Source organism: Mesorhizobium sp. LSJC269B00, from assembly GCF_000502815.1.
Lineage (GTDB): Bacteria > Pseudomonadota > Alphaproteobacteria > Rhizobiales > Rhizobiaceae > Mesorhizobium.
On record NZ_AYVN01000010.1, the window covers coordinates 94019 to 106719 of the forward strand.

A 12701-nucleotide genomic window follows, 5' to 3' on the forward strand; every position below is an offset into this window, starting at 1 on the left:
AGTGAAAGTTTCTCGCTTCGCCACGCATTGCCGGGATCTGTAAAATGGGGTCAGAACCGCACGTTAAGCTTTCCGGCTTACGGCTTTCCTCGATATGACGCAGGCCAGCGACATACCGCAAAGGCGGACACTCGCCCGCATCGGCACCTTCCTTGCCGAAAGACGGGGGCTGGTTCGCGACTATCTTTCAGCCATCAGCGGCGCCGGCGGGCGGCTGGTGTTCTCGCTTGCCTATTTCATCGCACTTGCCAACACGCTGTCGATTGCCGAGTTCGGCATGTTCGCCACCGCCTCGGCGGCCGGCGTCATGCTGTCGCGCATCCTCGCTTTCGGCTTCATCTCGGCGCTTTACCGCACAGCCACCATCCGCCCCAATCTGATCGGCACCTTCACCGCCGGCTTCCTTTTGCTTGGCGCCGTGTCCTTACCACTGCTGGCGGCGGCCTCCTGGGGCGTCTACCTGATCTTCTTCGCCAGCACCGTGCCTCTGGCCGTCTTTGCCGCAATCGTCTTTGCCGAAGCGCTTTTGTGGCGGCCGGTCGAGGTGGTGCTGATCGTCAACAACGGGCTCGGCAAATTCGGCCGCGCCGCGGTGCTGTCGATCGTGACCACGGCGTTCCGTGCGCTGGGCGCCGTGCTGTTCATGCTGTCGGGGCAGCACAGCGTCTGGATCTGGTCATTGTTCTACATCGGCGCCAACGCCGCCTCGCTGCTGCTGGCCTTCGGCTTCTATTATCCACGCCAGCGGCTGAGGCTGCGCACCGAGCTGTATCTCAGGCGGCTTGCCGATTCGATCTATGTTGCCGGCGCCGAAGTGCTGTTCTACCTGCAGTCGGAATTCGACAAGCTGCTCGTGCTGGCGATCGGCGGGCCGCATCTGGCCGGCATCTATGCCATCATCATGCGGCTGGTCGACCTGACGGCAATCCCGATCCGCACCTTCTCGATGATGCTGGTGCAGAGGATGATGCGGGCGCCGGAGCTGTTGTCGCGACTGCGGGTCAAGAGCGGTATCGAAGCCGGCGTGTTCCTGGTGTCGACATTGGCACTGGCCGCACTCGGCATCGTGCTGCATTTCTTCCCCAATGCACTTGGCCGGAATGTCGCCGAGGCGGCGCCCTTGGTGGCGTTGGCAATCGGCGTGCCGGGACTGCGCAACCTGGTCGAATACCAGGCCGAGCTGCTGTTCGCGCGCGGCCAGACCGCGCTCAGGGCGCTCAACCTCGGCCTGCTGGCGGGGCTGAAGGCGGTGCTGTTGACCTATGTGCTGACCACGATTGCCGACACGCCCAGGCTTGTCGTATCGCTCAATGTCGTCTTCCTGCTGCTCTATCTCGCCTCGGCGCTGCTGACCTATTCGGCGCTGCGCAAGCCCGCCAAGGCAATCTAAGCCAATCCGATCAGGCGGCGGATGCGGCCGATATCGGTGCCGATGAAGGATTGCATGCCGATCGCCACCTGCCCCGGTGCCATAGCGGCGACGAAGCTGCGGAATTCGTCATCCGACAGCGCCTCCCCGGTCCAGTGCACGCGGCAGAATTCCTCCGAGCCGTGGAAATGGCCGGCGCCCCCCAGCACATCGTCGACATAGCGGCCATAGATCATGCATTCGGAGAACCGGCGCACTGAAGCGATGACCTCGACCCAGCCGCGCGCGTGCACCTTCTCGATCTCGGCGCACATCGCCGTCACGGTCTGACGGCGCCAGGCGATCAGCGTCGAAATATAGTCGTGGTTCGAAACCTCGGATGCATCGATACCAATCGCCGAGGCCGCATTGCGCGACCAGATGCGATGCTCGTCGTGACCGTCGCTCGACAGCACGCCGTCGCGCCGGAACAGCCGCACCTTGCCGTCGCGCCAGAAGGCGCTCAGATCGAATGGCTTGAGGAAGGCGACGTCGGAATCGCAGAAGACCAGCACGTCTTCTCCAGCATGCGCAGCGATGGCGATGCGGCGCAGCTGCTGCACATGCCAGCCGCGCAGCGGCTGGGTCTTGAGACTGAGCCAGATGCGACGGCGAAAGAGGCTCATCGGATCGTCGAACACACGCAGCCAGCGCGGTAGCAGGTCGCGCTCGTCGACAATGCTGCGGCGGTCGTTTTCCAACTGGCGAAACAGCGCCACGTCGCGGTGCTCGACCAGAATGTAATGATGCGCCACGCCGGAGACATGGCGGTCGAAGGTCTCGCACAACAGGCGGCAGCGTTCGAAATCCGGCGCATAGCTGGCGGTCACCACCGCCGCCGTCGGCGTTTGCGGCAGGGCACCGGTCTCGGCTGCAGGGCTCGGCACGACGCGGCTGTTCACCGCAACTCTCCGGCGGGCTCGGGCCGACGCGAGAATTTCTGCCTGACGACACGCAGCAGGAACACCGGATTGCCGACGACGTAGCGGCGCCACAGCCGGCCGGGCTCGATGCACAGACGGAACAACCATTCGAGCCTCAGCTGGCGCATCCACAGAGGCGCCCGCGGCACCGTGCCGGAGAGAAAATCGAGCAGCGCGCCGACGGCGATCGGCAGCGTGCAGTGGCGGGCATCGATATGACGGGCGATCCACAATTCCTGGCGCGGCACGCCCATGGCCACAAGCAGCACGTCGGGCCGCAATGCCTCGATGCGATCGACGATCGCCTGCTCTTCGGCGGGGGAGAAATAGCCGTCATGGATGACGACGAATTCGTGCTGCACCGCCAGAGCGGCCAGCCTGACCGACGCCGCCTCGGCGTTGGCGCGGGTGGCGCCAAGCAACCCGACGGTCAGCGGCCTCGCCGATGCCTGCAGAAAGGCCGGAATGAGATCAGTGCCGTTGAGATTGTCCGGGAACGGCGCGCCGTAGAGCAGCTTTGCCGCCAGATCGACGCCAACGCCGTCAGGCAGGATGAGGAAATCGTCGAGCGCCTCGGCAAAGACCGGATCGGTAGAGGCGATGTTGGCGTTGTGAGCGTTGAGAAAACTGACCTTGGTGAAGCGCCGCTCGGCAATCAGACGAGCGAGCAGCGCGATCGCGTCATCCCAGCCGATGGCAAGGACCGAAATGCCAAGGATCGTCTTCAGCGTATCGAGCCCGAAGGCGGCGCGGGCGGTGTGCATGTTCATGCAAACACCTCCTCCCCCACCGACCCGAGCTTTTCCAGGCCGAGCCTGATGGCGGCATCCAGTGCCTTGATCTGCCGGCGGTGAAAGGCGCTGCCATCGACATCCTTGACATCGGCCGCCGCTGCCTCCAGCGCGCCGGCGAAGGCGGCCGGATCGTCGGTGACGAAGCAATTTGCCGGGCGATGATCGATGCCGCGCAGCGAACGGCTGGTGGCGACCGACGGCAGGCCGAGCTCGAAGGTTTCGATGGTCTTGAGCTGAACGCCGCTGCCCGCGGTGCTGATCAGTGGAATGACGGCGGCGCCGCGCACGAAATCCTGGGCGTCGGACACGCGGCCGACAAATTCGACACCGGGATGGGCAGAGGTGATATCCGACGGCATGTTGCCGGCGACCCTGATGCGAAAGCTCCGGCGAAGATGCGGCACGACTTTTTCCAGGAACCAGTCGAGGCCGATGCGGTTCGGCTGCCAGGTCCAAGTGCCGATCAGCGCCGCGTCGCAATCGATGCGGCGCGGCTTGACCGGCTTTGGCGCCGTGGCAGTGGTCACCAGCGGCAGCACCGCCGAGCGGTCGTCGCTGGCAACGCCGAGTGCGGCGCGGTCTTCCTCGGCCAGCGTGAAGACGAAGCGAGCCCGGCGGCAGAGCCGCTCCTCCATGGTCTTGAGCAGGCTGGCCTCGCGGGCAAACAGCAGGCGCTGGAAGCGACTGTTTGCTGCTGCCGCATTCTCTTTGGCCGAACCATGTTCGACATTGTGGGCGACGAAAATCGAGGGACGGTCGGCGAACAGTTTTTCAAAGGCGCCGGCGAACTGCACCGAATTCAGGACATAGCCGTCGAAGGGACCGGCGCGCTCGATCGCGGCACGGACTTCGCTGTCGGAAACCGCGCGCAGCTTCACGGAAGCGAAGGTGAGCCCTGACAGCACCGCCTTGCCAAGCCAGGCGAGCTTCTGCCGCGCCGAGGCGCTTTCCGTGCGCACGTCGACGGCGCCGAGCACAATGGTGTTTTCGGGGTCGCTGGGCGCCTTGCCCGGCCAGATGAAGCCGATGACGGTGACGCGCACGCCGGCGCGCCGCAAGGCGGCGATGATCGCAGCATTGGCGATCTCATAGCCCGAAGCGAGAGCGCCGTCGGGCACGATCGATGTGGCGAACAGCAGATGCATCTCACCTATCCAGGCGTCAGCCACTAGCAAAGCTGGGTGAACCCTTGATTAAATCACGCAACGCAACGGCTGAAAGGCGCGGACCGGCAGGCGCCGCTGCGAAAGGTGATTAACGAAACGTTATCGTCGCGGTGTTATCGAAAGCCAGATTCAAAACATGCGGCTGGAGCGGATGATCCCTTTGCCATCGGACGGTTCGGTATCGATTGCGGGACGCTCTCCGGGGCTCGCCGCAGAGACGATGGAAGCCGTCGTCACGCTGCCGACCTTCAAGCGGCCGCAACTGCTGCTCGAAACGCTGGCGTCGCTCAAGGCACAGCGCACCAGCCGGCGCTTCGCCGTCATCGTCATCGAAAACGAGGCCGAGGCGCGTGAGGGCGCCCAGGCGGCCGTGCCGCTGTTCGAACGCGACGATATGAAGGGCATGGTCATCATCGCGCATGAGCGGGGCAATTGCAGTGCCTACAATGCTGGCTGGCAGACGGCGATCCTGCATTTTCCGGATTTCCGCCACCTGCTGGTCATCGACGATGACGAGATCGCCGACGCGGACTGGCTGGAGCGCATGTGCAGGACGGCGGAGACGCTTGGCGCCGACATTGTCGGTGGCCCGCAAGTGCCGGTGTTTACCGATCCTGCTCACGCCAAATGGGCCGAGCACCCGGTGTTTGCGCCGCCCTATCGCCAGACCGGGCGCGTGGCCGCACTCTATTCCTCGGGCAACCTTCTGGTCGGGCGCAATGTGCTCACCATCATGGGGCCACCCTTCCTCGACCTGCGGTTCAACTTCATGGGCGGCGGCGATTCCGACTTCCTCAGCCGCTCGGCGCAGAAAGGTTTCGTGCTTGGCTGGTGCGCCGAGGCAAAGGTGCGCGAAGGCGTTCCGGCCCGGCGCGTCGAGGCTGACTGGATCCGCGCCCGATCTTTACGCAACGGTGTAATCTCGACGCTGGTCGAAAAGAAGAAGCGCGCCGGCACGCCATTCGCCGGCGCCAAGGTGTTTGCAAAAAGCCTGGCGCTGCTGATAGCCTCGCCCGTGCGCGGCGCAATCAAATTGGCGCGGACAGGATCGCTGTCGACGGCGCTTTACCCCGTCTATGTCTCGCTCGGCCGCGTGCTTGCCGAATTCGGATACGCCAATGAGCAATACAGGCAGCCTGAGAAGAACTGACGAGCTGCTGCTGGGCGGCATCGTCACCCGCGACGGCGTGGCGACGGCGATTGCCGCGCTGTTGTTTGCCGTCGTCATCGTGTCGTTCCGGCCGTTTCAGCCGGCAGGCGCGGAACTGACCGGCGACGGCGGCGACATCGTCAACCAGCTCGGCTTCAGTTCGCTCGGCGCCATTTCGATCTTCTCACTGCTGACGTTCGCCGACCCCAAGGTGGTGCGCTCGCTGCTCAGCCCGTCCTGGATTCTGATGCTCGGCTTTTTCATGCTTTCGGTCATCAACGCGACCGACCCGTCCTCGGCCATGCGCGCGGCCTTCTTCACGCTGCTTGGCGTTCTGACGATAGCGACGGTCCTGGTGCTGCCGCGCGATGCCGACAGTTTTTCGAAAGTCATCATATTCTGCGCGATCGTCGTTATCGGCCTGTCCTATATCGGCCTCATCGTCTTTCCGCATGAGGCCCTGCATACGGCCGATTCGCAGGAGCCCGAACATGCCGGCCTGTGGCGTGGTGTGTTCGCCCACAAGAACATTGCCGGACCAATCATGGCCTGCTTCAGCTTCGCCGGCCTCTATCTCTTCCGGCGCGGCCAGAAATTCTGGGGCGTGGCGATCTTCGGCGCGGCGATGATCTTCATGCTGCACACCGGATCCAAGACGACGGCCGGCCTGGTGCCGTTCTCGATCCTCATCGTCGTGCTGCCGGGCCTGATCGGCATGCGGTTCGGCACGCCGATCCTGTTTGCACTGGCGATCATTGCGACGGCCATCGGTACCTTAGGCATCGTCTTCATCCCCCCGGTGAAAGAGCTGGCGGCCACCTATTTCCCCGACCTCACCTATACCGGGCGCACGACGCTGTGGGAGTTCTCCGGCGAGATGCTGGCGAAGAAGCCCTGGACCGGCTACGGGTATGAAAGCTTCTGGGGCACGCCGCTGCTGCTGAGCCAGGACCAGCCTTTCGACCGGGCCTGGGACATCCGGACCATCGTGCATGGCCATGACGGCTATCTCGACATTGCGGTGCTGATGGGCATCCCGGCGCTGTGCGTTGCCGTCTACACTTTCGTGATCGCGCCGCTGCGCGACTACATGCGCATCCCGCCGCGCAAGGAGAACATCTATCTCGGTGACTTCTTCATGATGGTGGTGCTGTTCACGGCGCTGAACGCGTTCCTGGAAAGCTTCTTCTTCCATCGCGGCGACCCGGTGTGGCTGTTCTTCGTGCTCGGCGTGCTTGGCTTGCGGCAAGTGTCGCTGCGGCCGATCGCGGTACGCCGGCGACCTTGACCGGCTGGCCTGATCCAGCACCCCTTGAGGGGCTTTCCCGTCTGCCCGCTAGCGTCTAAGGAGAACCCTTGTCTCGGAGGGCTCTCAATGACGATCAGGCTTGTTCTCGCCGGTTGCGGCAATATGGGTTACGCCATGCTTGCAGGCTGGCTGAAATCCGGCAAGCTTGCCCCGCAAGCCGTGTTCGTGGTCGAGCCCAATGCCGAATTGCGCAAGCGCGCCGAGCACCTCGGTTGCAGTGTCGCCGCGGGCGCGAACGGGATCCCCGCCGACGCAGAGCCCGACCTCGTCGTCATCGCCGTCAAGCCGCAGGTGATCCGCGACGTCACCGCCGCCTACAAGCGCTTCGGCGACGGCAGGACCACCTTCGTCAGCATCGCCGCGGGCACGCCGGTCGCCACCTTCGAGCACATCCTCGGCCATCTCGCGCCTGTTATCCGCTGCATGCCCAACACGCCGGCCGCGATCGGCAAGGGCATGATGGTGGTCTATTCCAACCCGCTGGTGACCGACGACATCAGGCGTTTCGTTGCCGAGCTGCTGTCGGCGAGCGGTGTGGTGACGACGATCGACGACGAAGGCCTGATGGACGCGGTGACGGCGGTTTCGGGGTCCGGTCCGGCCTACATCTTCCATTTCATCGAGGCGCTTACGGTTGCAGCCGAGAAGGCCGGGCTGCCGACCGAGACCGCCAGGCTGCTGGCCATGCAGACCGTCTATGGCGCTGCTGCACTCGCTGCCGAAAGCGGCGAGGAGCCCGGCTTCCTGCGCCAGCAGGTGACCAGCCCCAACGGAACCACGGCAGCCGCCCTTGCCGTGCTGATGGGCGAAGACCGGCTGACGAAGCTGCTGACCGAAGCAGTCGAAGCGGCACGGCTGCGGTCGGTGGAATTGGGGAAGTAAACCGTTCGCGATACGTCAGGGCTGTAGGTGGCCCGTGTGCTCCTGCCTTAGCCCCGGGCCAACCGTATCAGCCCCACTTCATTTCACCCTTGGCGACCTTTGCTCCCAGTTCCAGCGACGAGACGTCAAGAAGATCAGGATAGCGCCGCTTCATCGCCGCAATCAGTTCCACGCTGGATTTCGATTTCCCGGCTTCCTCGTTGAAGGCTTCGAGGTAGGCGCGGGTGAATTCCACGGCCGCAAGACCGTCCGGCGCGCCGGCTACCTGATGGGACGGCACCACGATTTTGGGTTTGCGCGCCGTGATTTCATCAAGCGCAGCAATCCATTTTTTACGGTCGTCTACGGTTGGCTCGTCGGCAACCCAGACATGCACGCCCGACGAGATCAGCACGCCGCCGAACACGGCTTCAAGGGTGGGCACCCAGAGATACCGCCGGTCTTTCAGATCGGCGACGGTGACGATCTCGATCTTGTTTCCTTCGATTTCAAGTGAGGTGATATCGGATGCCTCGGGAATGACGACATCCGCCAGGACCTTCGGTCCATTGTCCTTGAGCTGCGGGCCCCAGACATCCAGCTTGGCTTGCACATTGGCTTTGATGGCCGCCACCGTCGCAGCGGCCGCGATGATCTTGGCGCCGGGGAAAGCATCCGCGACGGGACGCAGGCCAAAATAATAGTCAGGGTCGCTGCAACTGACATAGATCGTCGTCAGGGTCTTGCCCGTCGGCTTGATCGCATCCGCGACCGCACGGCCATCGGACAGGGTAAATCCGCCGTCGAGGAGGATGGCTTCTTTTTCCCCGGTCAGCAGCACCGGCGTGCGGCGGAAACCATTCTCGTCAGCCTGAAAATAGGTCCATTCCAGCTTGGCGGCGGCCCTGGCTGCAAAAGCCAGAGGCTGAAGCATGGCAACCATGCCCGTTGCCAGAAGGGTTTTCATCGTCTCGCGTCTTGTCCAAATGGTTTGCAAGATTTCAATCCTCAATGGGGGTTCAGCTGATCGAGATTGGCATCTCGGCATCGTTTGAAAAACCCGGATCAAAAAGACAGACTGTATGAATCGATCATACAATGGCAGCCGATGGTCTGCGTCGTCAGCACGAGCGCAATGATCATGCGCGAGCAGGTCAACAGCCCCATGGCGCGAGCGCGGCAGCATTTGGCCTGCTGGGCGGGACCGGCTGACGAAGCTGCTGGCCGAATCGTAGAACTGGGGGAGTAGGATCAGGCCAGATCGGTGTGGGAAAAGTCTTTCCCTTTGTAGAGCAAGGGCATCCCACAGCTTTTTGCCGAGGCATATGACAGGCAGTCAGCGAGATTGAGCTGAGCCGGGTGGCCGCGACCTTTGCCATAGGTCGAAAAAGCCTGGATCGCGAGCTTGGCATCACCGATTTCGATCGGAACCACCTCGATCTCGGCCTCACGCAGGAAGTCCTCTATCGCCTTTTCGGCGAAGAGCGGCTCCACCACCAACTTCGATGAAAGCCGCATCGCCGCTTCGAGCACGACCAGCGGAGATGTGATCCGTACCGAGGCCTGCCCGATCCGGCGGCTCCAATCGGCGGCGTCTTCCTCTCCGGCGAGGACAGCGATCACCACCGAGGTGTCGATGAACATCAGGAATGTCCCCACATCTCGTCGATCTCATCCTTAGTCAAATCCCTGCCGCCGCTTCCCGCCTTGGCCTTCAGATCGTTCGATATGGCGGCCAGCCGCTCAGCCAGCGGAACTCGTTCACGTTCGCGCTGAAGCTCGGATTCGAGCGCTTCGATCACCGCTTCGGTCAAGGAAATCTTTCGCTTTTCGGCAAGCTGCCGGGCGAGGTCACGGGCGCGCGGGTCTCTGATCTGGAGATTCATTCTGGAAGCCTCCGTTCGCTGTCACTACAATATAGTGATCTTGTCATGACAAAGCCAGAGAGCTGGCCTGTTCATGCCATCTCAGCCCCGTAGAGCATATCATCCTGCAGCTTCCGCAAAGCGAACAGCCTCGTCGTGCGGTCGGGCGTAGCATTGTCGGCGGTGAGCAGTTCGCCCTTCCTCACCGGTTTCAGCACCTTGCCGCCTTCGAGCAGGCCGACCGGCACTGCGCGATTGGCGCGCGCCTCTTCGACGGTCATGGTCCATGAGCGGTAGCAAGTCTCGCCGATGGCATCGAAGGTCTCGCCCATGGCGAGATCGCGCTTGGCCACCGCGCAGACCTCGGCGACCGGCCTCGGCAGCGGCACCATGTCTGGCCGGCCATAGAGCATGATGCGCGCCGCGGTCAGCGGCACTTCCAGCGAGGTCAGGTGATACGGCCGGAAGAAGCTGTAGTAGGGGCCGTGGCCGATATGCAGATCGTCCATGCGCTCGACGATGCGCGGATGCGTCGCCTCGACGATGACGAAGACGCCCGGCGCCACACCCTTGCCGATCGTGTAGTCGACAACACCCTTCTTCGACAGGATGCCGCCATCGGCGCGCGGTATCAGCACCTTGGCCAGCTGGTCGCGGTCGGCCTTGGGCCCGTGCATGCCCGGCACATCGGGCACCAGCCCGGTGGCGTTGGCGATGGCGCACATCTCGACCATGGTTTTGGAACCGTCGACGAATTCGACCAGCATGCGCGGGTTCATGTTGCGGCGGATCGCTTCCTCGCGATAGTCGTCCGGAACGGCATCGTGGTTGAGCGGGTTGTTCTTGCCCTTGCCAGCCGAGACGATGGTGTAGCCGAGCGCTGAGGCAAACTCGATCAGCTCCATGCAGCTCGACGGCTCGTCGCCGGCGCCGACCGAATAGACGACGCCGAGCCGGTCTGCCTGCTGCTTGAGGTAGCAGCCGATCGTGACGTCGGCCTCGACATTCATCATCACCAGGTGCTTGCCGTGCTCCATCGCCTTCAAGTCGAAATCGGCGGCGACACCAGGCTTGCCGGTGGCGTCGATCACGACGTCGATCAGCGGATTGGTGACCAGCATCTCGTTCGAGGTGATGGCGATTTTCCCGGCCTCGATCGCCGCGGTGACTTTCGAACCCATGTCGGCCTCGACCGCCATCGCCTCGTCGCCATAGGCGATGCGGATGGCGTCGCGCGCCGTGTGCGGACGCCGCGTCGAGATGGCGCAGATCTCGATACCGGGCATCAGCATGCCTTGCGTGACCAGGTCGGTGCCCATTTCGCCGGAGCCGATGACGCCGATGCGCACCGGGCGGCCCTCGGCGGCGCGCCTGGCGAGATCGCGGGCCAGTCCGGTCAGGGCGACATTGGTCATGCAAGCGTGTCCACGGCTTCTTGCTTGCAGGCGGGAATAGCAGGGAACGGCCCCGCTTTGCCAACGAAACCAGCGGACGGCGGCAATTTCTCCGGCAACAGGCCCGGCAGGTGAGGCCAACCCCAGTAGAGGCTGATTGACCCGCCTCGGCGTCAAACCACCCTGATATAGCTCGTCATGCCGGTTTTCTGATGTTCGATGATGTGGCAGTGCAGCAGCCAGTCGCCGGGATTATCCGCGACGAAACCGAGCTGAACCTTCTCGTTGGGCTGCATGAGATAGGTGTCGGAGATGACCGGCTGAACCTGGCGTGTCGACGACGACAGCACCTTGAAGCTCATGCCGTGCAGATGCATCGGATGCGATTGCGGCGTCAAATTCTCCATGTCGATGACATAGCTTTTGCCGAGCTTCAGCTCGGCCAAAGGCGCGGTCGGGTCCGGCGTGTCGCCCGGCCACGGTACCTTGTTGATGGCCCAGAAGGAGTAGCCTAGCGTGCCGCATATGCTGTCGCTAGGCACGTTTTCCGCCGTGGCGCTGAGCGAGAGCGCGATGTGTTTCGCGCTGGCGAGATCCACCTCCGGCACCGGGTTGGCTTCCAGCGGTGCGAGGTCGCGCAAATCGCGCTTGAGCGAGCTGCCGGTGGCGCGCAAGGTGGCGAGGACCTTGGGTTTGGTGCCTCTGATGTCGCCCAGGCTGACGATCGCGCCCTCCTGGTCAGGCATGCGGATGGCGAGCTCCATGCGCTGCCCCGGTCCGAGCAGCAAAGCATCGGGCGCAAAACGCTGCGGCACCGGATTGCCGTCCAGCGCGATGACCGCGGCCTCCCCACGCTCGACGCGAAAGGCGTAGATGCGGGTGACATCGGTGATGGCGACCCGCAGCCGCACCAACCCGCCGGCCGGCGCGTCGAATTGCGGCTGGTCGAGCCAGTTGGCGGTGCGCACCGTGCCATAGGTTCCGGTTTTTGCGGCATCGCGCGGCCGGAATTGCTGGATGAACTGCGCGTCGTCGCCGAGGCGCCAGTCGCGCAGGTTGACGACGGCTTCGGCGTCGAATTTTGGATCGTTGGGGTTCTCGACCACGATCACGCCGGTGAGGCCATGGCCCATCTGCTCCAGCGTGTTGCAATGCGGGTGATACCAGAACGTGCCGGCGTCGGGCGGCGTGAAGGCGTAGTCGAAATGATCGCCGGTATAGACGTAAGGCTGAACCAGGAATGGAACACCGTCCATCTTGTTTGGAACGCGAATGCCGTGCCAATGGATGGTCGTCGGGTCGTCGATGCCGTTGACGAGACGCGCGGCGAAAGGCTCGCCCTTTTTCATCTTGAGCACCGGCGGCATTCCGGCCTCTCCATAAGTCAGCACATCGCGGGTCTGGCCGATATCCATGAACCTGGCCTGGATCTTTGCCGTCTTGAGAACCACCGGGTCCGGTGCGGCCGCGGCCCAGCCACCAAGCCTGGCCATCGCTGCAAGGCCAACACCGCCGACGCCGGCAACCGCGGCTGTTTTTAGAAGCCGGCGGCGGGTGAGTAGGGTCATGGAAAGCTCCGACGAAAATCCGGCTGTGTTGGCGCTCTGGATGGCGGCGGCTACCGGCGCGCTGCCGATACTGCCACATCGCCTCCCGATCATGCCATGGCGAGCCGATGACATTTGCTTGCGCACCAGCGTGAACGCTGGTGCCGCCGGTTAGCCCGCCAAGGTTTGCCCGGCACGTACCCCCTTAATCCCTCCCCACAAGGGGAGGGAAAGCTGCGGCGCGCCCTGTATCTCCGCCCTTGCATCTAGACCTCAGTAATTTG

The 12701-nt window shown here is 63.5% G+C and carries 12 protein-coding genes; 4 read left to right on the forward strand and 8 right to left on the reverse strand.

Going from position 1 to position 12701, the window contains the following annotated elements:
* Positions 1-94: 94 nt before the first annotated feature.
* Positions 95-1390, forward strand: a complete 1296-nt coding sequence (locus X771_RS143455) for a lipopolysaccharide biosynthesis protein (protein ID WP_023689338.1) — start codon at positions 95-97, stop codon at positions 1388-1390.
* On the opposite strand, the gene X771_RS143450 is transcribed toward X771_RS143455, so the two are convergent.
* Genes X771_RS143450 through X771_RS143440 form a run of 3 tightly spaced genes read right to left on the reverse strand, consistent with a single transcriptional unit; the run spans position 1387 to position 4270 of the window.
* Positions 1387-2310 (reverse strand): DUF6492 family protein, encoded by a 924-nt coding sequence (locus X771_RS143450; RefSeq protein ID WP_023689339.1) that lies wholly within the window; start codon positions 2308-2310, stop codon positions 1387-1389. The genes X771_RS143455 and X771_RS143450 overlap by 4 nt on opposite strands.
* The gene (locus tag X771_RS143445; RefSeq protein WP_023669298.1) at positions 2307-3101 is read right to left on the reverse strand and encodes a WecB/TagA/CpsF family glycosyltransferase; all 795 of its coding nucleotides are present in this window, start codon (positions 3099-3101) and stop codon (positions 2307-2309) included. The genes X771_RS143450 and X771_RS143445 overlap by 4 nt, the downstream gene beginning before the upstream one ends.
* Positions 3098-4270, reverse strand: a complete 1173-nt coding sequence (locus X771_RS143440) for a glycosyltransferase family 4 protein (RefSeq protein ID WP_023689340.1) — start codon at positions 4268-4270, stop codon at positions 3098-3100. Before X771_RS143440 ends, X771_RS143445 begins: the two co-directional genes overlap by 4 nt.
* 172 nt (positions 4271-4442) lie before the next feature.
* On the opposite strand from X771_RS143440, the gene X771_RS143435 reads away from it, so the two are divergent.
* The 3 genes from X771_RS143435 to proC all read left to right on the forward strand — a co-directional run bounded on the left by X771_RS143435 (position 4443) and on the right by proC (position 7632).
* Positions 4443-5441, forward strand: a complete 999-nt coding sequence (locus tag X771_RS143435) for a glycosyltransferase (protein ID WP_023689341.1) — start codon at positions 4443-4445, stop codon at positions 5439-5441.
* Complete coding sequence (locus X771_RS143430; RefSeq protein WP_023689342.1) at positions 5410-6729, forward strand: O-antigen ligase; 1320 nt, start codon at positions 5410-5412, stop codon at positions 6727-6729. The genes X771_RS143435 and X771_RS143430 overlap by 32 nt, the downstream gene beginning before the upstream one ends.
* Positions 6730-6816: 87 nt before the next feature.
* Positions 6817-7632, forward strand: coding sequence for a pyrroline-5-carboxylate reductase (gene proC / locus X771_RS143425; protein WP_023689343.1), 816 nt, complete (start codon positions 6817-6819; stop codon positions 7630-7632).
* Between the two features lie 67 nt (positions 7633-7699).
* Here the strand turns inward: proC and X771_RS143420 are convergent, their stop codons facing one another.
* The 5 genes from X771_RS143420 to X771_RS143400 form a co-directional block, all read right to left on the reverse strand.
* Positions 7700-8599 (reverse strand): MBL fold metallo-hydrolase, encoded by a 900-nt coding sequence (locus tag X771_RS143420; protein WP_023689344.1) that lies wholly within the window; start codon positions 8597-8599, stop codon positions 7700-7702.
* 263 nt (positions 8600-8862) lie between these two features.
* A complete protein-coding gene (locus X771_RS143415) occupies positions 8863-9255 on the reverse strand; it encodes a type II toxin-antitoxin system VapC family toxin (protein WP_023689346.1) in 393 nt (130 codons plus the stop codon).
* A complete protein-coding gene (locus X771_RS143410) occupies positions 9255-9497 on the reverse strand; it encodes a type II toxin-antitoxin system VapB family antitoxin (protein WP_023689347.1) in 243 nt (80 codons plus the stop codon). Before X771_RS143410 ends, X771_RS143415 begins: the two co-directional genes overlap by 1 nt.
* A 71-nt stretch (positions 9498-9568) precedes the next feature.
* On the reverse strand, positions 9569-10891 hold the full coding sequence (locus X771_RS143405) for an NAD(P)H-dependent oxidoreductase (protein WP_023689348.1): 1323 nt from the start codon (positions 10889-10891) through the stop codon (positions 9569-9571).
* A 152-nt stretch (positions 10892-11043) separates the two neighbouring features.
* Positions 11044-12438, reverse strand: a complete 1395-nt coding sequence (locus X771_RS143400) for a multicopper oxidase family protein (protein WP_023689349.1) — start codon at positions 12436-12438, stop codon at positions 11044-11046.
* Positions 12439-12701: the final 263 nt, after the last annotated feature.

Excerpts from the sequence above, each read along its gene's own strand:
- X771_RS143410 (WP_023689347.1), bottom strand. The coding sequence starts at position 9,497 with ATGAATCTCCAGATCAGAGACCCGCGCGCCCGTGACCTCGCCCGGCAG.
- X771_RS143415 (WP_023689346.1), bottom strand. The coding sequence starts at position 9,255 with ATGTTCATCGACACCTCGGTGGTGATCGCTGTCCTCGCCGGAGAGGAA.
- X771_RS143455 (WP_023689338.1), top strand. The coding sequence starts at position 95 with ATGACGCAGGCCAGCGACATACCGCAAAGGCGGACACTCGCCCGCATC.
- X771_RS143405 (WP_023689348.1), bottom strand. The coding sequence starts at position 10,891 with ATGACCAATGTCGCCCTGACCGGACTGGCCCGCGATCTCGCCAGGCGC.
- proC (WP_023689343.1), top strand. The coding sequence starts at position 6,817 with ATGACGATCAGGCTTGTTCTCGCCGGTTGCGGCAATATGGGTTACGCC.
- X771_RS143445 (WP_023669298.1), bottom strand. The coding sequence starts at position 3,101 with ATGAACATGCACACCGCCCGCGCCGCCTTCGGGCTCGATACGCTGAAG.
- X771_RS143400 (WP_023689349.1), bottom strand. The coding sequence starts at position 12,438 with ATGACCCTACTCACCCGCCGCCGGCTTCTAAAAACAGCCGCGGTTGCC.
- X771_RS143440 (WP_023689340.1), bottom strand. The coding sequence starts at position 4,270 with ATGCATCTGCTGTTCGCCACATCGATCGTGCCCGACGGCGCTCTCGCT.
- X771_RS143430 (WP_023689342.1), top strand. The coding sequence starts at position 5,410 with ATGAGCAATACAGGCAGCCTGAGAAGAACTGACGAGCTGCTGCTGGGC.
- X771_RS143435 (WP_023689341.1), top strand. The coding sequence starts at position 4,443 with ATGATCCCTTTGCCATCGGACGGTTCGGTATCGATTGCGGGACGCTCT.